Source organism: Marinovum sp. E3, from assembly GCF_055755275.1.
The window spans coordinates 1,309,402-1,328,024 of record NZ_CM146908.1; the positions used below are offsets into that span (position 1 = coordinate 1,309,402).

Genomic DNA, 18,623 nt, shown 5'->3' on the forward strand with positions numbered 1-18,623 from the left:
GCGCGGCCGGCGGACGGGGCCAGTCCTCGCGGCCAGAGACGCCCGGACCGGAGGCGCCCGGACCGCCGTGGGAGGGCCCGGAGCGAACCGGACGCGCCGGGTCGGAGAGAGCAGAGCCGGAGGGGGCAGCACGCAGGATCTTCATGAGAACGAATATAGAACATTCACACCTCACCGCAAGTTGCAAGAGGCGGGGTCGCAAAAGGGGATAAAACACCATAAGAGGCTTTGCTAACACCAAGGCGAGATTCCGAAAGAGGGCAAGGCATGGCGAAGATCACCTATATCGAGCACAACGGCACCCGGCACGAGGTCGACGTGGCCACCGGGCTGACCGTGATGGAAGGCGCGCGCGACAACAACATTCCCGGCATCGAGGCCGATTGCGGCGGCGCCTGCGCCTGTTCCACCTGTCACGTCTATGTCGACAAGGCCTGGACCGAAAAACTGCCGCCGATGGATGCCATGGAAGAGGACATGCTCGATTTCGCCTACGAGCCCGACCCCGAGCGCTCGCGGCTGACCTGTCAGCTCAAGGTCTCCGACGACCTGGACGGCCTGGTCGTCCAGATGCCGGAGAAACAGATCTGAGCGGCGCGCCGCGTCACCCGCTGCGCCCCCGGCGCGGCCCCGCCCGCGGCGCTTGGCTGGCGGCAGCCCTGTGGCTGGCCGGGGCTGCCGCGGCACAAACACCGGACGAGCCGCCCTGTGGCGAGAGGCCGATGCAGGCCAGCTATGGCGCGCCGACCGATCGCTATCCGCATGGCGTGCTGGGCGACGATCTGGAATGGGGCAGCTTGCAGGTCACCTGCGGCGGCAGCCGCCACAGCGTGGACCTGCCCGAGGCCCTGGTCTTCGAGGATGTCGCGCCGCGGCTGGCGCAGCTTGACGGGCAGGGCCCGCCCGAGGTCATCGTGGTGGAAAGCCACCGCGACCGGGGCGCCCGGCTGGCGATCTGGGGGCTGGACGACGGCGCCTTGCAACGCCGCGCCGCGACACCTTTCATCGGCACGCGCTTCCGCTGGCTGGCGCCGCTGGGCGCCGCGGATCTCGACGGCGACGGCAGGATGGAAATCGCCTATGTCGACCGGCCGCATCTGGCGCGTGTGCTGCGGGTCTGGCGCTATGAGGCCGGGGACGGGCTGCGCGAGGTGGCGCAGCTGCAAGGGCTCAGCAACCACCGGATCGGCGCGCCCGACATTGCCGGCGGCATCCGCGACTGCGGCCAGGGCCCCGAGATGATCCTCGCCGATGCGCAGTGGCGCAGGCTGGTCGCCGTCACTCTGAACGACGGCACGCTTACCCGCAGGGATCTCGGCCCCCACCGGGGCCGCGACAGCTTTGGCGCCGCCATGGGCTGCGACCGACCCCGCTGACGCAGCCCGGCTCTTCCTCATGCCGAAAATACCCTCGGGGGAGTCCCGCAGGGACGGGGGCAGCGCCCCCATCCCCGCTGCGGCATCAGTCCCAGCAGCTCACCAGGACCGCCATTCCGCGCGCCTTGTTGGTCAGATCCTCCGGCGCCATCTCCGCGCCGCCCGGCGCCATCCGCGCCGTGACGCCGGCCTGCCGCATCGCCGCCTCCAGCGCGCTGGCATCGGCGGCAAAGCTGACCTCCTCGGGCAGCCTCCGACCGTCGCCGTCGCGCGGCAACAGCATGCCGATCACCGCGCCCGAGCGGTCCATCACCGGCCCGCCGGCATCGCCGGGCAGGGCCGAGAGCGCCACCCGGTCGAGCGCGTCCTCGCCGTTCAGCCCGCGCAGATCGACCAGCGTGCCAAAGGTCATCGAGGGCGCGCCCAGCACACCTTCGTAGGAAAAGCCCGCAACCGCGATCTCGGATTGCAGGCGCGGCGCGGCGCTGGCCAGTTCGGCCACCTCCAGCGGCGCCAGGGCGCTCTGGGGCGTCAGCAGGGCCATGCCCAGCGCGGTGTCGGTCGCGGCGACGCGCGCCTCGGTCGTGCCATCGAGCGTGACCCGGGTGCAGCCGTCGACCGCCTCCAGGGTGGTCAGCACGGTGCCATCCGCCGCGACAAAGAACCCGGTGCGCGACACCCGCGGCCTGCGGATTTGCAGTCCCGACAGCAGGTCGACCGACTGGCTGTCGTCGGCCCCCAGGTCAGACGGCAGCACGCCGGCGAGGCGGGTGAAACTCTCGGACATCTCCTGAAGCACCCGCGTCCGGCGGTCTTCGTCGCCGGCCGGCCAGACCAGCATGAACCCCTTGATCTCGCCGTCCCGCAGGCTGACCTCGGTGTGAGAGACGATCTCGTCATTGCGGCCGGTTATGCTGAAACCGTCGTCGCGGCGCTCGCGCGGGCCGTCAAGCGGCACCACTTCCAGGGTTTGCAGGATGTCGTAGAGACCGAACAGGCGGCGCGGGTCACCGGCCTGCGATATCAGCAGCACCTGGGCCGGCAGATCGCCGGTGGCCGCATAGCGGGCAAAAGGCGCCTCATGCGCCTCGAATGCCACCACGCCCAGCGGCAGCAGCATCTCGATCCCGGCCTGGCTGTCGGTGACCTGTTGCAGGTCCATGCCCTCGAGCACGGCATTGTATTGCCGCAAGGCCTGGGCCCGCTGGCGGGTGGTCATCACGCTGGTGGCCTCATGGCCGTTGGCCTCTTGCCAGGCTGCCATGGCGCGGCGGGTGCCGGCGCCATAGGCGCCGTCGATGGCGGCATTGTAAAAGCCGGCCCATTGCAGCGCGACCTGCAAGTCGCGTTTCTCCTGGCCGGTCATCTGCGCCTCGCTGCGGCGGGCCTGGGCCAGGGTTTCCTCCGGCACCTCCGGGGCGCCGGGCGCCGCCTCTGCCGCCGCCTCCGCCGCCTGGTCATCCGGCAGGTCCGAGGTCTCGACCGGCGGCGGTGCGGTCTGCGCATCGGCGCCCACCGGCCAGAACTGGCGTTGCAGCGACTGCGCGCCGACGACAAAACTGTCCCGCGGCACCCGGCCCCGGGCACGCAGTTGGCGCAGCTCGCCATTGGCGGCATTGCGCGACGCATAGGGCCCGAGCGCCACCGCATACCAGCCCGATCCCACGGCAAATCCGTTCACATTGGGCAGAAATTCGGCGTAATCGCGCACCCGGTCTTCGGCTTCGAGTAGGCTGGGCAGCGCCTCGATCTGAATCCAGGCCCGGTTGTCCTGGGCGATGGCGGCGCTCAGGGAAAATACCAGCGCGCAAAGGGTGGCAAAAAACAAACGTGTCATATGTGTGGGTCGTCCTGGCCTGCATATCTGTCGTATCGAACCAGTGTAGAGCATGGCGGCCGGCTTGCACGTTGAAAGTGGCGGATTTCCGCTTTTGTCACGTGATCGTCAGCCCAGGGTTGCCGCAATGCCGCAGGGCACTATTTGCCGCCAATCCGGGGCCTCTGATTGACCCTCGCGCCGCATCCGCCTAAGCAGGCGCAAAGCTTGCAAAGGCCATGACATGACACGCGACACCGCCACCAAACCGCGCTCTTTCCAGGAGATCATCCTGCGGCTCCAGGCCTATTGGGCCGAGCAGGGCTGCGCCGTGATGCAGCCCTATGACATGGAGGTCGGCGCCGGCACATTTCACCCCGCCACCACCCTGCGGTCGCTCGGTTCGAAGCCCTGGGCCGCGGCCTATGTTCAGCCCTCGCGCCGCCCCACCGACGGCCGTTACGGCGAGAACCCGAACCGGCTTCAGCATTACTACCAGTATCAGGTGCTGATCAAACCCAGTCCGCCCGATCTTCAGGCGCTCTACCTCGGTTCGCTGCAAGCCATCGGCATCGACATGGCGCTGCACGATATCCGCTTCGTCGAGGATGACTGGGAGAGCCCGACACTGGGCGCCTGGGGCCTGGGCTGGGAGGTCTGGTGCGACGGCATGGAAGTGTCGCAATTCACCTATTTCCAGCAGGTCGGCGGCCATGATTGCCACCCGGTCTCGGGCGAGCTGACCTACGGGCTCGAGCGGCTGGCGATGTATGTGCTGGGCATCGATCACGTGATGGACATGCCCTACAACGATCCCCAAACGCCGATCGCGCTCAGCTATGGCGACGTGTTCCGCCAGACCGAGCAGGAATATTCCCGTTGGAATTTCGATGTGGCCGACACCGAGGTGCTGTTGCGGCATTTCGAAGAGGCCGAGGCGGAATGCGCTCGCATCCTTGAGGCGCCGCACCACGATCCCAAGACCGGCAAGCGCATCGTCATGGCGCATCCGGCCTATGACCAATGCATCAAGGCCAGCCATATCTTCAACCTGCTCGACGCCCGGGGTGTGATCTCGGTCACCGAACGGCAGGCTTATATCGGCCGGGTCAGGACGCTGGCCAAGGCCTGCGCCGATGCCTTCGTGCTGACCGAGGCGGGCGGCCATGTGGCGGAGGCCGCAGAATGAGCGGCCGGATTATTGCGGGGGTGATCGTCTTGGTGGCTTTGGTCGCGGGCGCGCTGGTCTACTACATGCAGATCTATGCCTTCTACTCGCCGGTGGCCGCCAACGGTCAGGATGACGTGCAGCTTGTCTCGCTGACGTCCGGCGTGCCGGAGCCGATCGTCTATGACGCCTTCGAGGCGATCGACGCCGACAGCTCGCCGATCCGCTACCGCGCCTGCTTCACCACCATCCACAGCCTCGCCATGCTGACCGAGACCTATGAAATCTACGACGATGCCGAGCCGCGCATTGCGCCCGGCTGGTTCGACTGTTTCGACGCCGAGGCCATCGGCGCCGCGTTGGCGGCCGGGGACGCGCTGACCTTTCTGAGCCAGAAGAACGTGGCATATGGCGTCGACCGGGTGGTGGCGATCACCGATGACGGGCGCGGCTTTGTCTGGCACGAGCTGAACGACTGCGGTGACAAGGCCTATGACGGCACAGTGGTGGGCGAGGAATGCCCCCCGCGCGAAAATTCCACCGACTGAGCACGGTGCACCGGCCTCCCGCGTCGAGCCTTCGGCAGAGGTGCCCGGCCCGGCCAGAAGATGGGAGGGCAAATTCGCCGCTATCGGCTTGCCGTGCAGGGGCAGGGGCATTAAGCACCGGGGCGTTGATCCAGAACCCCCGGTGACCCTATGCCCGACCTGCTTATCGAACTCTTTTCCGAAGAAATTCCCGCGCGGATGCAGGCGCGCGGCTGTGATGACCTGAAAAAGCGGATGACCGACGGGCTGGTCGAGGCCGGGCTGACCTATGCCTCCGCCGCCGCCTTTTCGACGCCGCGCCGGCTGGCGCTGACCGTCGAGGGGCTGCTGGCCGAAAGCCCCACCGTGCGCGAAGAGCGCAAGGGCCCCAAGGTGGGCGCGCCTGACAAGGCGATCGAGGGGTTTCTGCGCGGCGCCGGTGTGAGCCGCGACGATCTTGAGGAACGCGAAACCCCCAAGGGCGCGGTCTATTTCGCCACCATCACCAAGCCCGGCCGCCCGGCGGCAGAGATCGTCGCCGAGGTGCTGGAAGAGGTGATCCGCAACTTCCCTTGGCCGAAGTCGATGCGCTGGGGCGCGGGCAGCCTGCGCTGGGTGCGGCCGCTGCATTCGGTGATCTGCCTGCTGAGCGACGAGGCCGGCGCCGAGGTGGTGCCCTTCGAAATCGACGGCATCCGCGCCGGCGATGTGACCCGCGGCCATCGCTTCATGGCACCGGATGCATTTTCTGTTGTGTCTTACGAGGATTACGCGGCAAAGCTAAAGCGCGCGCATGTGGTTTTGGATGCGCAGGAGCGGGCCGATCACATCTGGAACGACGCCACCAACGTAGCCTTTTCGCAGGGGCTGGAGGTGGTCGAGGACAAGGGGCTTCTGGCCGAAGTGGCCGGGCTGGTGGAATGGCCGGTGGTGCTGATGGGTGAGATCGGCGCCAATTTCCTCGGGCTGCCGCCGGAGGTGCTTCAAACCTCGATGAAAGAGCACCAGAAGTTCTTTTCGGTGAAGAATCCCAAGACCGGCCGGATCGAGAAATTCATCACCGTTGCCAACCGCGAGACCGCCGACAACGGCGCCACCATCCTGGCCGGCAACCAGAAGGTTCTTTCGGCCCGGCTGTCGGATGCAAAGTTCTTTTGGGAGAACGACTTGCGCGCCGTTTCTGATGCGGGGCTCGAAGGCATGGCGGCGCCGCTGGCGCAGGTCACCTTCCACAACAAGCTGGGCTCGCAGGCCGAACGCATCGCCCGCATCGCCGCACTGGCACGCGAGATCGCGCCGATGGTCGGGGCGGACGCCGATGCCGCGGAACTGGCCGCGAAAGTGGCCAAGGCCGACCTGTCGTCAGAGATGGTCTATGAATTCCCCGAGTTGCAGGGGATCATGGGGCGGTACTACGCCATGGCGGCCGGGCTGTCGCAGCCGGTGGCCGACGCCTGCCGCGACCATTACTCGCCGCTCGGCCCTTCCGACGACGTGCCGGTCGAGCCGGTCTCGGTCGCCGTGGCGCTGGCCGACAAACTCGACACGCTGACCGGCTTCTGGGCGATCGACGAAAAGCCGACGGGATCGAAGGATCCGTTTGCACTCCGGCGGGCGGCTCTGGGGGTGATCCGGTTGGTTTTTAACAATAAAATATGGTTATCTTTGGTTTCAATCGTTGAGAATCACTATTCCCGCACCATTAAAAGTCTATCGGACCTGAACATCCTATATTTCAAGCCTGGTGATACCTTTCAGCCTTGGCATCCCGATCTACACTCTACGGAAACAAATCCGTCAACTCTCTTCATCGGACCTCGGTTCACTCGAAGCGAAAACATTACAATTGTTGAAGCAGACGATACTTTTGACTGGCCAGCGGAAACCTATGAAATTCCAAGTTCATCGCGAGTTTCTGCTGACCTCCTGTCCTTCTTCCACGACCGTCTGAAGGTCTTCCTGCGCGATCAGGGTATCCGGCACGACGTGATCGACGCTTGTGTCGCCATGCCGGGCAGTGACGATCTGGCGCTGCTGGTCAAACGCGCCCAGGCCTTGCAGGGCTTCCTCGACACGTCGGACGGCGAAAACCTGTTGCAGGGCTTCAAGCGCGCCAACAACATCCTGACTCAGGCCGAAGAGAAGGACGGGGTTGAATACAGCTTTGGTGGCGACGTGAAGTTCGCCGAGGAAGCCGAGGAAAAGGCGCTGTTTTCCGCTCTGGATGCCGCCCAGCCCAAGATCAAGGCGGCGCTGGAGCGTCAGGATTTCGAGGCGGCGATGTCGGCGCTGGCGGGCTTGCGCGGGGCGGTCGACGGGTTTTTCGAGGCGGTGCAGGTCAACGCCGAAAATGAGGTGCTGCGGCGCAACCGGCTGAACCTGTTGTCGAGCATCCGCACCGCCTGTCTTTCGGTGGCCGATCTGGCGCGTATCGAAGGGTGATCGGGGGGCCCGATGGTCGGCCGGGCCGGGCATGGGGTGATGTAACGATGGCGGGGCACGGCGTGAGTTAGCGCTTGTGCGATGCGTGGTGGCGCTTATGCTGCGCTGCAACGCAAAGGAGCCGCGCTTGCTTCAGGACAACCCCGATATCACGCCGATCACGCCCACGGCACAGATGAAGGCCCACACCCATGGCGGGCGGGCGAAATGCCTGCAACGTCTGGTGCGGCTCGACATGCCGGTGCCGACGACCGTAGCGCTTTCCTTCGAAACCGTGCATGGTATCGCCAGCGGACACATGCCCGACATGGCGGAAATCCTCGCCGCCTTTCCCGAGGGCGCGCTGCTCTGTGTGCGGCCGTCGAGCCAGGATCCGGATTGGGGCGGGCCGGGGGCGATCCTCAATATCGGCATGAACGATGCTCGTTACGTCGAGATGTGCGATACTCTGGGGAGCCACGCGGCCTCGGCGCTTTATGCAAGGTTTGTCGAGGCTTACGCCCTGCATGTGGCGCGGCTCGACCCGGATGTCTTTGAAGAGATCACCGCCGAGGGGCCGCAGGCGCTGTCCGAAGCGCTGCGCGCCTATGAAGACGAGGCCGAAGAACCCTTTCCGCAGGATCCGGCGGCGCAATTGGCGCAGGTGCTGCGCTCGATGGCGCGGGCCTGGGAGGGCACCACGGCGCGGCTGTTGCGCCAGGCCAAGGGCGCGCCGGCGGATGCCGGTCTTGGCCTGGTGGTGCAGGAGATGGCGCTGGGGATCGGCCACCCCGAGGCGCGCGACGGCGAGACCGGATCAGGCGTGCTGCAACTGGTCAACAGCCACACCGGGCTGCGCCAGATTACCGGGCGCTACCTGAGCCAGAGCCAGGGTCGCGAGGCGCTTTCGGGGGCGTCCGAGGCGCTGTTTCTGGCGCGGGACGAGCGCGGGCCGTCGCTGGAAGAGGTGGCGCCAGAGGCCTTCAACGAGATCGTCGGCATTGCCGAGCGGATGCGCCGAAAGCTGCGCGCCGAGATGCAGATCGAATTCACCATTCAGGGCGGGCGGGTGCATGTACTCGACGGGGTGCGGGTGCGTCGCTCGAACCGGGCGGCGGTGCGGATTGCCGTGGCGCTGGCACAGGACAAGATCATTCCGCGCGAAGAGGCGCTGATGCGGGTCGAGCCGCGGGCGCTGAGCGAATTGCTGCACCGTCAGATCGACACCGACGCGCCGCGCGACATCCTCGGCCACGGCGTTGCCGCCAGCCCCGGCGCGGCCACCGGCAGGATCGTCTTCAGCGCCACCGCAGCCCAGGCCAGCGCGGCGCGCGACGAACCCTGTGTGCTGGTGCGGCGCGAGACCTCGCCCGAGGACATTCGCGGCATGCAGGCGGCGGTCGGCGTGCTGACCGAACGCGGCGGCATGACCAGCCACGCGGCGGTGATCGGCCGTGGCATGGGCATTCCCTGCATCGTCGGCGCCGCGAGCCTGGCCTTCCACATCCGAAAGAAACGTCTGGTGGCGGCCGATGGCCGGGTGTTCCACGAGGGCGACGTGATCACCATCGACGGCGCCACGGGCGAGGTGCTGGCCGGCAGCCCGCCGATGCTCGAGGCGGCGCTTGACGAGAGTTTTCAGACGCTTATGGACTGGGCCGATGCGGCGCGCGACATCGACATCCGCGCCAATGCCGATACGCCGATGGACGCCCAGACCGCGCGCAACTTCAAGGCCGACGGCATCGGGCTGTGCCGCACCGAACATATGTTCTTTGAAACCGACCGCATGATCGTCATGCGCGAGATGATCTTTGCCAAATCCTCCGAGGACCGGCGGGCGGCGCTAGAGCTGCTCCTGCCGATGCAGCGGGCGGATTTCATCGAGCTGTTCCGCATCATGCAGGGCCAGCCGGTCTGCATCCGGCTGTTCGACCCGCCGCTGCACGAGTTCCTGCCATCGGACAAGCCCGGCATGCGGGCGCTGGCCGAGGCGCTGGACCTGCCGGTCTCGGATGTCGAACGGCGGGTGGAATCTCTGGGCGAATACAATCCGATGCTGGGCATGCGCGGGGTGCGGCTGGGCATCACGCTGCCCGAGATCTACGACATGCAGGCCCGCGCCATCTTCGAGGCGACGCTGGCGGCCAGCCGCGAAGGCGCGCCGGTGGTGCCGGAAATCATGATCCCGCTGGTTTCGGCCAAGCGCGAGGTGGAAATCGTCAAGACCCGCGTCGACGCGGTGGCCGCCGCGGTGCGCAACGAACGGGGCCGGGATTTCGACTATCGACTGGGGGTGATGGTGGAAACGCCCCGCGCCGCGCTGCGCGCCGAAGAGATCGCCGGCCATACCGATTTTCTCAGCTTCGGCACCAACGATCTGACGCAGATGACCTATGGGCTGTCGCGCGACGACGCCGGGCGGTTCATGTCGGATTACGTCAAGCAGGGGGTCTTTGCCGAAGATCCGTTCCATGTGCTGGACCGCGACGGCGTGGCCGAGCTGTTGCGGATCGGGGCCGAGCGCGGCCGCAAGGCGCGGCCCGACGTGGTGCTTTCGATCTGTGGCGAACACGGCGGCAACCCCGAATCGATTGCCATCTGCCGGGACATGGGATTCACCTATGTTTCCTGTTCGCCCTTCCGTGTGCCGGTCGCAAGGCTTGCGGCGGCGCAACTTGCGTTGGGCGGCAAGATATAGAGGAAGGCCCTTTGCGGCCGGGTCGATCTTGTGGATTATCCGCGCGCCGCCTCCGCGCTGTGGCGGTTTTCTGCCCTGCGTCAGGCTGCCGCTAGAAGAAAATTCACTTTCTGACTATACAACGCGGGTTGCCAGCAGCCCGGGACCCTCTCGGGCTTTCGCGTGTGAGGGATAGAATGCGTCTGATAATTGCCGGTATAGCGGCCGCGATCCTGGGGCTTCCAGGTCACGGTGCCAAGGCCGAATTGCGTCCGAACGAGGTCGGCAGCCTGATCCAGCTGGAGCGCAAGGGGCTCAAATCCGTGCCCAAGGGCACGTTGAAATGGGCGCTTGGCGCCAATCAGCCCAAATCCGCCGGTTCCATCGACTACGATGAGGCCTGGCTCAGAAGCCTGCCCAACGGCAAGGGCGGCGAACAATTCACCTGTCTGGCCGAAGCGCTCTATTTCGAGGCGCGCGGGGAAAGCATCAAGGGCCAGGTTGCCGTCGCCGAGGTCATTCTCAACCGCGTCGAGAGCAATAAGTTCCCGAACACGGTCTGCGGCGTGATCAATCAGGGCACCGGCCGCAAATACGCCTGCCAGTTCACCTATACCTGTGATGGCCGTGCCGAGACCGTGGGCAATCCCGGCGCCTATGCCCGGGTGGCCAAGATCGCCAAGGCGATGCTCAGCGGCCTGCCGCACAAGCTGACCGGCGGCGCGACCTATTACCACACCACGGCGGTGCGCCCGAACTGGTCGCGGGTCTTTGCCCACACCACCACCATCGGCGTGCACAAGTTCTATCGCGAAGACACCCGTCTTTCGCAGAAGTAACGGCCCATGCACTTCGCCTCTTGCGGCGAACAGGCCGGTTTTGGGTCTGCCAGCGCGGCAGGATTGCTGCTAGACACGGGCGGCAGACCCAAAGCCGGAAACCCATGATGAGCCAGGACATCCACCTCGCATTCGCCCACCCCTCGGAACGGGCCGCCGCCACCGAGGGCGCGGCCCCGCGCGACCGCATCTCGCTGCGCGATCATATCGTCGAGGTCGAGATCGGCGCCTTTCAGTCCGAGCGCGGCCACACCCAGCGGGTCTGTTTCAACGTGGTGGTCGAGGTCGCCCGCGCCGGCGACCGCATCGACGACGATGTCGACCGCATCCTCAGCTATGACCGGGTGACCGAGGCAATCGCCTTCGAGCTTGCCGAGGAACGGCTCAACCTTCTGGAAACCCTGGCCGAACGGGTGGCCGAGCGCATTCTGCTCGAGCCGCAGGCGATGCGGGTCTTCGTACGGATCGAAAAGCTCGATCGCGGGCCCGGCGCGCTGGGGGTCGAGATCGTGCGCAGCCGGGGCGATCTCGATCCGGCCCATGCCGCGCAGCTCACCGGCGCGCGGCCGCATCCCCGGGTGGTCTATCTGTCGAATGCGGCCATTGCCGCGCCGCATCTGACCGACTGGCTCGACTGGCTGGCCGGGCAAGCGGCGCCGGTCGTGCTCTGCGTCGGGTTGCCCGACGGCGCGCGGCCCGAGGCCGATCATCCGCTGGCGCAGCGCCGGGTCGATCTTCTGGCGATCGAGCAGAACGGCTGGGTGCTTGCGGCGCGCGATCCGCGCTGCGTGGTCGTCGGCACGCTGACCGAGCTCGACTGGGGCATGAAACACGATCAGATGAGCCTCTGGGCGCCGTCCAAGATCGTTCTGGACGCGGTCGAAGGCCCCAAGACTCGGCCGCGCGACAGCGTGGCGCTTGCGGCCTGGTTCGCGGGGCATATCGAGGCCAGCGACTTCCTGGTGATCGGCGAAGATCTGCCCGAAACCCAAGGCTTGAAGGCCCGCGCCGTCGCGGTGACGCAGCGCCACCTTGCATGACCGGAACGATTGGATCATGTGAACGCCATGACGGCGACTCGTGAGACATATTTCCGCCCGCTGGTCCAACGCGGCACCGCCCGTCCGGAGAGTGCCGTGGCGCTTGCCGGGGGGCCGGGCTGGTTCACCCAGGCCGAGCGGCTGAGCCACGACGGCGGCCGGGCTATTGTCGCGGCCGACGCCATCCCCGACGACCTGTTGCAGTGTCTCAGCGCGCCGCGTGCGGCCATCGCCGGGCTGGAGATGGACCGGCCCCGCCTGATGGGCATTCTCAACGTCACCCCCGACAGCTTTTCCGACGGCGGAAGGCACAGCGGCTTTGACAGCGCGCTGGCGCATGGCCGTGCCATGGCCGATGCCGGGGCCGACATCATCGATGTCGGCGGCGAAAGCACCCGTCCGGGGGCGGTCGATATCTCGGAAGCCGAAGAGATCGGCCGGGTTGCGCCGGTGATCGAGGCGCTGTCCTCGGCGGTGCCGCTGCCGATCTCGATCGACACCCGCAAACGGGCGGTGGCCGCGGCCGCCGCCGACGCCGGGGCGCATCTGGTCAACGATGTCTCTGGCTTCGTCTTCGACGCCGGTCTCGCGCCGTTCTGCGCCGAGGCAGGGCTGCCGGTCTGCATCATGCACAGCCAGGGCACGCCGCAGACCATGCAGGACAATCCGCGCTACGGCGACGTGCTGCTCGAAGTCTATGATTTTCTGGCTCGCCAGATCGCCCTGGCCGAGGCCGCCGGCATTCCGCGCCACAGGATCGTCGCCGATCCCGGCATCGGCTTTGGCAAGACCACCGCGCACAACCTTGCGCTGCTGCGCGGCCTGAGCTTGTTTCACGGGCTGGGCGTGCCGCTGCTGCTCGGCGCCTCGCGCAAGGGACTGATCCGCGATGTGGGCCAGGCGCCTCGGGCCGAGGACCGGATGCCCGGATCGGTGGCGGTGGCGCTTGCCGGGGTTGCGCAGGGCGTGCAGATTCTAAGAATTCATGATGTAGGTGACACCAGGCAGGCCCTGCGGCTCTGGTTGGCGATTGAAGAAGGAATTTAAGTAATGTCTCGCAAGCTTTTTGGCACCGACGGGGTGCGCGGCAAGGCGAACACCGCGCCGATGACCGCCGATATGGCGCTTCGGATCGGCGCGGCGGCCGGGCGGTATTTCCGCCGGGAAAACGGCGGCGTGCACCGGGTGGTGATCGGCAAGGACACCCGGCGCTCGGGCTACATGTTCGAAACCGCGCTGACCGCCGGGCTCACCTCGACCGGGATGAGCGTTCTGCTGCTGGGGCCGGTGCCGACGCCGGCGGTGGGGCTGCTGACGCCCTCGATGCGGGCGGATGTGGGCATCATGATTTCCGCTTCGCACAATCCGGCCGAGGACAATGGCATCAAGTTCTTTGGCCCCGACGGGTTCAAGCTTAATGACGAGGCCGAGGCTGAGATCGAGCGGCTGGTCGAAGAGGGGGTGGAACCCGCGCTGGCCGGTGATATCGGCAAGGCCAAGCGGATCGACGATGGCCGTTTCCGCTATCAGGAGCGGGTCAAGAGCACCTTTCCGGCGGGCATGCGCCTCGACGGCATGAAGGTGGTGGTGGACTGCGCCAATGGCGCCGCCTATCGCGCCGCGCCCGAGGTTCTCTGGGAGCTGGGCGCCGAGGTGATCCCGGTCGGGGTGAACCCGGACGGCTTCAACATCAACAAGGCCTGCGGCTCGACCAAGCCGCAATCCGCCGCGGCCGCGGTGCTTGAACACGGTGCGGATGTCGGCATCTGTCTCGACGGCGATGCCGACCGAGTGATGATCATCGACGAAACCGGCACCGTGGCCGATGGCGATCAGATCATGGCGCTGATGGCGGCGCAATGGGCGGCGGAAGAGCGCCTGCGCGGCGGTACGCTGGTGGCGACGGTGATGTCGAACCTCGGGCTCGAGCGGTTCCTGCATGGCCACGGCCTGCGGCTCGAGCGCACCGGCGTCGGCGACCGCTATGTCGTCGAGGCGATGCGCGCCGGCGGCTGGAACCTCGGCGGCGAGCAATCGGGCCATATCGTGATGACGGATTACGCCACCACCGGCGACGGGCTGATGGCGGGGCTGCAATTCCTTGCCGCGATGACGCGCACCGGCCGCAGCGCCAGCGATCTGGCGAACAATTTCGATCCGGTGCCGCAGATGCTCAAGAACGTGCGTTTTGGCGCCGGGCAATTGCCGCTGGAGACCGATGGCGTCAAGGCGGCCATCGCCTCGGCCGAGACCGAGCTCAATGGCAAGGGCCGCCTGCTGATCCGCAAATCGGGCACCGAGCCGCTGATCCGGGTGATGGCCGAATGCGAAGACCCGGCGATGCTGGAAGCGGTAGTCGACCGGGTTGTCGAAGCGGTGCAGGACGTGGTCTGAGCCAGTCCGGCCCGGCGCGACCGCGTTATCGAGAAGCCCCCGGACAGGGGGGAGCGCGCCCCGGGTCTGACCCGGGGTCTCTTTGTTTCCGTCAGAGCACGTCTGACAGAACTCTGTCGAGCCGCGCCACCGTGGCATCGACATCATAGAGCTTGTCGAGCCCGAAAAGCCCCAGCCGGAAGGTCGAAAAGCCGTCGCCTTCGTCGCATTGCAGCGGTACTCCGGCGGCGATCTGGGTGCCTTGGGCGGCAAAGGCGCGGCCGGATTGCACCTCAGGATTGTCGGTGTAGCTCACCACCACGCCCGGCGCCTCGAAGCCCTGGGCCGCCACCGAAGCGATGCCCTTGGCGACGAGCAGCGCCCGCACCTTGCTGCCCAGCGCCCATTGCGCCTCTTTCAGCCGGTCGAAGCCGTAGTCGCGGCTTTCCAGCATGGTGTCGCGGAACATCCGCAGCCCGTCGGTGGGCATGGTGGCGTGATAGGCATGGCCGCCGTTTTCATAGGCCATCATGATCTGATGCCATTTCTTCAGGTCGGCGGCAAAGCTGTTCGAACTGGTCTCTTCCATCCGCGCCAGCGCCCGTTGCGACAGCATCACCAGCCCGGCGCAGGGCGTCGAGGACCAGCCCTTCTGGGGGGCCGAGATCAGCACGTCGACGCCGAGCGCGCCCATGTCGACCCAGACGCAGCCCGAAGCGATGCAGTCGAGCACCATCAGCGCGCCGACCTCATGCGCCGCTTGCGCCAGCGCTGTCAGGTAATCGTCGGGCAGGATGATGCCGGAGGAGGTTTCCACATGCGGAGCGATCACAAGGTCGGGCTTTTCCTCGCGGATGCGGGCGGTGACGTCTTCGATCGGCGCCGGGGCAAACGGGCTTTGCGGATCGTTGCCGCTGCGCCGCGCCTTCATCACGGTTTCCGAGCCTGCGAAGCCGCCCATCTCGAAAATCTGGCTCCAGCGGAAGGAGAACCAGCCATTGCGCACCACCAGGCATTTGGCGTCCTGGGCGAACTGTCGCGCCACCGCCTCCATGCCGAAGGTGCCGCCACCGGGCACCACCACAGCGGCCTCGGCGCCATAGACCGATTTCAACGTGTCGTTGATGTCGCGCATCACCTGCTGAAAGGTGGCCGACATGTGGTTGAGCGAGCGGTCGGTGAAGACCACCGAGAACTCGTCGAGACCTTGGGGATCGATATCGTCGCGCAGGGCCATGCGGGCCTCCTTCCTGAGAGTTTTCTCAGGGCTAGCGCGGCGGCGGTGAAAAGGCAATCGCGTGTCAGCCGCGCCATTTTTTCCAGCGCTTGCGGTAGCTCCCGACCAGCGCTTTCGGCGGTTTGCCGAGCACCTTGGGCGCCAGTGCAAAGGCACGGTTTTGCAGCCGGTCCATTTCGATGGCGAGCGGCGAGGCCAGCGCCTGCGCCGCCTCGGGCGGCAGGGCCTCGGCGTCGATCATCCGCCGCAGATCGGCCAGGTCCTGGTGATCGCCCAGAAGGTCCGACAGTTCGCCCAGCCGGTCGATGCGCCGCCGCAGCTTCTTCGACGCCAGCGGTTTCAGCAGCCGCGTGTGATACCAATGGTATTTCACCCGTTTGCGCCATTGGTGCAGGTCGCGGGGATCGCGGGTCTCGAGCGCCGTGGCCCAGGCGGCGCGGGCGCGTTTGTAGGTTTTCTTCAGCCCGCCCTCGATCGCGCCAAAGCCGGTCTTGTCGACCTCCCAGAGCGCGGCCCGGTGGCGCACCGCCTTCAGCGCGTCGCGAAACGCCGCGCGGCGACTGTCGAAATCGTCCAGATGCGTTTCGGCGCGCCGCGCCTTGAGCGCGTCGCGCAGGGCGGCGGCATTGGGGCCGGAGAGCCGCTCGGGATAGCTTTGTTCCAGCCGCGTCAGAATCTCCAGCGCCGCGCCGGTTTCGCGCAAGTCCGACAGGCGGCGGGCAGCGTCGCGAAATGCGCGGTTTTCGGTCTTGTAGTCGATGAACTGCGGCCGGACGAGGCGGATCAGCCCGCGCAGCTTCTTGCAGCGCTTGCGGGCGTCATGCACCGCTTCGGCCATGTCGCCGGTGCCATCAAGCGCGGCAAGCGCCCTGTCGAGCTGGTCGCAGGCGATGCGGCGCAGCCCTTCGGAGACATCCTCGTCGGATCGCTTGAGCTTGTATCCCATGGCCCGAAACCTAGCCTCGGGCCGGGCCGCGGCAAGATCAGCCCAGCGGGCCGGGCAGACGTTCCTCGGAGAGCACCACATTGGCCTCGACCTGGCCGGCGCCGGGCAGGGTCATGATCCGGCGGCGCAGAACCCGTTCGAAATCCGACAGATCGCGCGCCACGATGCGCAGGCGGTAATCGTAGAGGCCGAGAATGTGTTCGACGGTCTGTACCTCGGGGATGGCGGTGACCGCGCGTTCGAAATCCTCGAGACTGATGCGGCCCTTGGTGGCCAGCTTGATGCCGAGAAAGACGGTGACGCCAAACCCCAGCTTTTCGCGGTCGAGCAGCAGGCGGGTGCCCGAAATCACGCCGGCCTCGCGCAGACGCTTGATCCGCCGCCAGGTGGCGGGTTGCGACAGGCCGAGACGCCGGCCAATCTGACCGGCCGAAAGGCTGGCGTCACGGGACAGGGCGCGCAGGATGGCGCGGTCGGTGTCGTCGGTCTCGATGGTCATGAAAGCGGGCTCATACCGGCAGCGCCTCGTCGTCCTTGATCCGGGCGACATGCATTAGCGCCTCGACATCAGCGATATGGGGCAGGGTGAGCAGGCGTTCGCGATAGATCTGCTGGTAATGCGGAATGTCGCGGGCGATGACGGCAAGGCGGACGTCGACCTGGCCGAGAAATGTCTGTATCTCGATCACCTCTGGCACCTGGCGGGCGGCGGCGAGAAAATCCTCGAAGGCGCGCGATTGCGTCTTGTCCAGGGTCAGTCGCAACGAGACCTCGACCGCATAACCGAGGCTAGGCCAGTGGATCTCGGCGCGCTTGCCCTTGACGATGCCGGCCTCGCGCATCCGTTCGAGCCGCCGCGACAGGGTGGCCGGCGTCAGATCGGCGCGCTGCGCGAGATCGGAGAGCGGCAGGTCCGGGGCGGCCTGCATCTGGCGAAGGATGCGTCTGTCTGTATCGTCGAGCATGATTTCACCGAGATACCGTAATCAGACGAATAGTTAAATCGCCAAATGGCGAAATCATCGCGGTTTTGAACGCGCATTCACGGCAGGCCTCGCGTAGGTTGCCGCTCAAACGTACACTGAAAGAAGGAAGACCGATATGCGCGTCTATTATGATCGCGATTGCGATGTGAACCTGATCAAGGACAAGAAAGTCGCCATCCTGGGCTATGGCTCGCAAGGCCACGCCCACGCGCTGAACCTGCGCGACTCTGGCGCCAAGAACATCGTCGTCGCCCTGCGCGAAGGCTCGGCCTCGGCCAAGAAAGCCGAAGGCGAAGGTCTTCAGGTCATGGGCATCGCCGAAGCGGCGGCCTGGTGTGACGTGATCATGTTCACCATGCCCGACGAACTTCAGGCCGAGACCTACAAGAAATACGTCCACGACAACCTGCGCGAAGGCGCGGCGATTGCCTTTGCCCACGGTCTGAACGTGCACTTCGGTCTGATCGAGCCCAAGCCCGGCGTCGACGTCATCATGATGGCGCCCAAGGGCCCCGGCCACACCGTGCGCGGCGAATACACCAAGGGCGGCGGCGTGCCCTGCCTCGTGGCCGTCCACCAGGACGCCACCGGCAAGGCGCTGGAAATCGGCCTGTCCTATTGCTCGGCCATCGGCGGCGGCCGCTCGGGCATCATCGAGACCAACTTCCGCGAGGAATGCGAAACCGATCTCTTCGGTGAGCAGGCGGTTCTCTGCGGTGGTCTGGTCGAGCTGATTCGCATGGGCTTCGAGACCCTGGTCGAAGCCGGCTACGCCCCGGAAATGGCCTATTTCGAGTGTCTGCACGAAGTGAAGCTGATCGTGGACCTGATCTACGAAGGCGGCATCGCCAACATGAACTATTCGATCTCGAACACCGCGGAATACGGCGAATATGTCTCCGGCCCGCGCATCCTGCCCTACGACGAGACCAAGGCTCGCATGAAAGCCGTGCTGCGCGACATCCAGACCGGTGCCTTCGTGCGCGACTTCATGCAGGAAAATCAAGCGGGTCAGCCCTACTTCAAAGGCACCCGCCGTCTCAACGACGAGCACCAGATCGAGCAGGTCGGCGAGAAGCTGCGCGGCATGATGCCGTGGATTTCCGCCGGCAAGATGGTCGACAAGGAAAAGAACTGATCTACGCCCACCGGCGTTGATTTCAGGCGATTTGCGCCCGGCAGTCGAGGGGCTGCCGGGCGTTTTTGCATGCGGC

The 18,623-nt window shown here is 66.2% G+C and carries 16 protein-coding genes; 11 read left to right on the forward strand and 5 right to left on the reverse strand.

What is annotated here, in order from left to right:
• The first annotated feature begins 267 nt into the window (after positions 1 to 267).
• On the forward strand, positions 268 to 591 hold the full coding sequence (locus AC0J5K_RS06445; RefSeq protein WP_048532150.1) for a 2Fe-2S iron-sulfur cluster-binding protein: 324 nt from the start codon (positions 268 to 270) through the stop codon (positions 589 to 591).
• A gap of 131 nt (positions 592 to 722) precedes the next feature.
• On the forward strand, positions 723 to 1,376 hold the full coding sequence (locus tag AC0J5K_RS06450; RefSeq protein ID WP_274565257.1) for an FG-GAP repeat domain-containing protein: 654 nt from the start codon (positions 723 to 725) through the stop codon (positions 1,374 to 1,376).
• A gap of 85 nt (positions 1,377 to 1,461) precedes the next feature.
• Here AC0J5K_RS06450 and AC0J5K_RS06455 read toward each other — a convergent pair whose 3' ends face one another.
• Entirely contained in the window at positions 1,462 to 3,213 is a 1,752-nt protein-coding gene (locus AC0J5K_RS06455; RefSeq protein ID WP_274565256.1) for a trypsin-like peptidase domain-containing protein, read from the reverse strand.
• Between the two features lie 223 nt (positions 3,214 to 3,436).
• Between AC0J5K_RS06455 and AC0J5K_RS06460 the strand changes: the two genes are divergently transcribed.
• The 8 genes from AC0J5K_RS06460 (at position 3,437) to glmM (ending at position 14,261) form a co-directional block, all read left to right on the forward strand.
• On the forward strand, positions 3,437 to 4,381 hold the full coding sequence (locus AC0J5K_RS06460) for a glycine--tRNA ligase subunit alpha (RefSeq protein WP_074838535.1): 945 nt from the start codon (positions 3,437 to 3,439) through the stop codon (positions 4,379 to 4,381).
• The gene (locus AC0J5K_RS06465; protein ID WP_074838532.1) at positions 4,378 to 4,908 is read left to right on the forward strand and encodes a DUF6446 family protein; all 531 of its coding nucleotides are present in this window, start codon (positions 4,378 to 4,380) and stop codon (positions 4,906 to 4,908) included. The genes AC0J5K_RS06460 and AC0J5K_RS06465 overlap by 4 nt, the downstream gene beginning before the upstream one ends.
• 150 nt (positions 4,909 to 5,058) lie before the next feature.
• On the forward strand, positions 5,059 to 7,329 hold the full coding sequence (glyS, locus tag AC0J5K_RS06470; protein ID WP_274565255.1) for a glycine--tRNA ligase subunit beta: 2,271 nt from the start codon (positions 5,059 to 5,061) through the stop codon (positions 7,327 to 7,329).
• A gap of 97 nt (positions 7,330 to 7,426) precedes the next feature.
• Entirely contained in the window at positions 7,427 to 10,009 is a 2,583-nt protein-coding gene (locus AC0J5K_RS06475; RefSeq protein ID WP_274565254.1) for a putative PEP-binding protein, read from the forward strand.
• 176 nt (positions 10,010 to 10,185) lie between these two features.
• Entirely contained in the window at positions 10,186 to 10,827 is a 642-nt protein-coding gene (locus AC0J5K_RS06480; protein WP_053083360.1) for a cell wall hydrolase, read from the forward strand.
• Positions 10,828 to 10,934: 107 nt separating this feature from the next.
• Positions 10,935 to 11,867 (forward strand): dihydroneopterin aldolase, encoded by a 933-nt coding sequence (locus AC0J5K_RS06485; protein WP_274565253.1) that lies wholly within the window; start codon positions 10,935 to 10,937, stop codon positions 11,865 to 11,867.
• A gap of 27 nt (positions 11,868 to 11,894) precedes the next feature.
• A complete protein-coding gene (gene folP, locus AC0J5K_RS06490) occupies positions 11,895 to 12,914 on the forward strand; it encodes a dihydropteroate synthase (RefSeq protein ID WP_274565252.1) in 1,020 nt (339 codons plus the stop codon).
• Between the two features lie 3 nt (positions 12,915 to 12,917).
• Positions 12,918 to 14,261, forward strand: a complete 1,344-nt coding sequence (gene glmM, locus AC0J5K_RS06495) for a phosphoglucosamine mutase (protein ID WP_048532143.1) — start codon at positions 12,918 to 12,920, stop codon at positions 14,259 to 14,261.
• A 91-nt stretch (positions 14,262 to 14,352) separates the two neighbouring features.
• On the opposite strand, the gene AC0J5K_RS06500 is transcribed toward glmM, so the two are convergent.
• The 4 genes from AC0J5K_RS06500 to AC0J5K_RS06515 all read right to left on the reverse strand — a co-directional run bounded on the left by AC0J5K_RS06500 (position 14,353) and on the right by AC0J5K_RS06515 (position 17,388).
• A complete protein-coding gene (locus AC0J5K_RS06500) occupies positions 14,353 to 15,477 on the reverse strand; it encodes an aminotransferase class V-fold PLP-dependent enzyme (RefSeq protein ID WP_274565251.1) in 1,125 nt (374 codons plus the stop codon).
• A gap of 64 nt (positions 15,478 to 15,541) precedes the next feature.
• A complete protein-coding gene (locus AC0J5K_RS06505; protein WP_274565250.1) occupies positions 15,542 to 16,423 on the reverse strand; it encodes a CHAD domain-containing protein in 882 nt (293 codons plus the stop codon).
• A 37-nt stretch (positions 16,424 to 16,460) separates the two neighbouring features.
• On the reverse strand, positions 16,461 to 16,922 hold the full coding sequence (locus tag AC0J5K_RS06510; protein WP_274565249.1) for an Lrp/AsnC family transcriptional regulator: 462 nt from the start codon (positions 16,920 to 16,922) through the stop codon (positions 16,461 to 16,463).
• 10 nt (positions 16,923 to 16,932) lie between these two features.
• The gene (locus AC0J5K_RS06515; protein WP_048532139.1) at positions 16,933 to 17,388 is read right to left on the reverse strand and encodes an Lrp/AsnC family transcriptional regulator; all 456 of its coding nucleotides are present in this window, start codon (positions 17,386 to 17,388) and stop codon (positions 16,933 to 16,935) included.
• Positions 17,389 to 17,524: 136 nt separating this feature from the next.
• Here AC0J5K_RS06515 and ilvC point away from each other — a divergent pair, with 136 nt between their 5' ends.
• Entirely contained in the window at positions 17,525 to 18,547 is a 1,023-nt protein-coding gene (gene ilvC, locus AC0J5K_RS06520) for a ketol-acid reductoisomerase (RefSeq protein WP_048532138.1), read from the forward strand.
• The last annotated feature ends 76 nt before the right edge of the window (positions 18,548 to 18,623 follow it).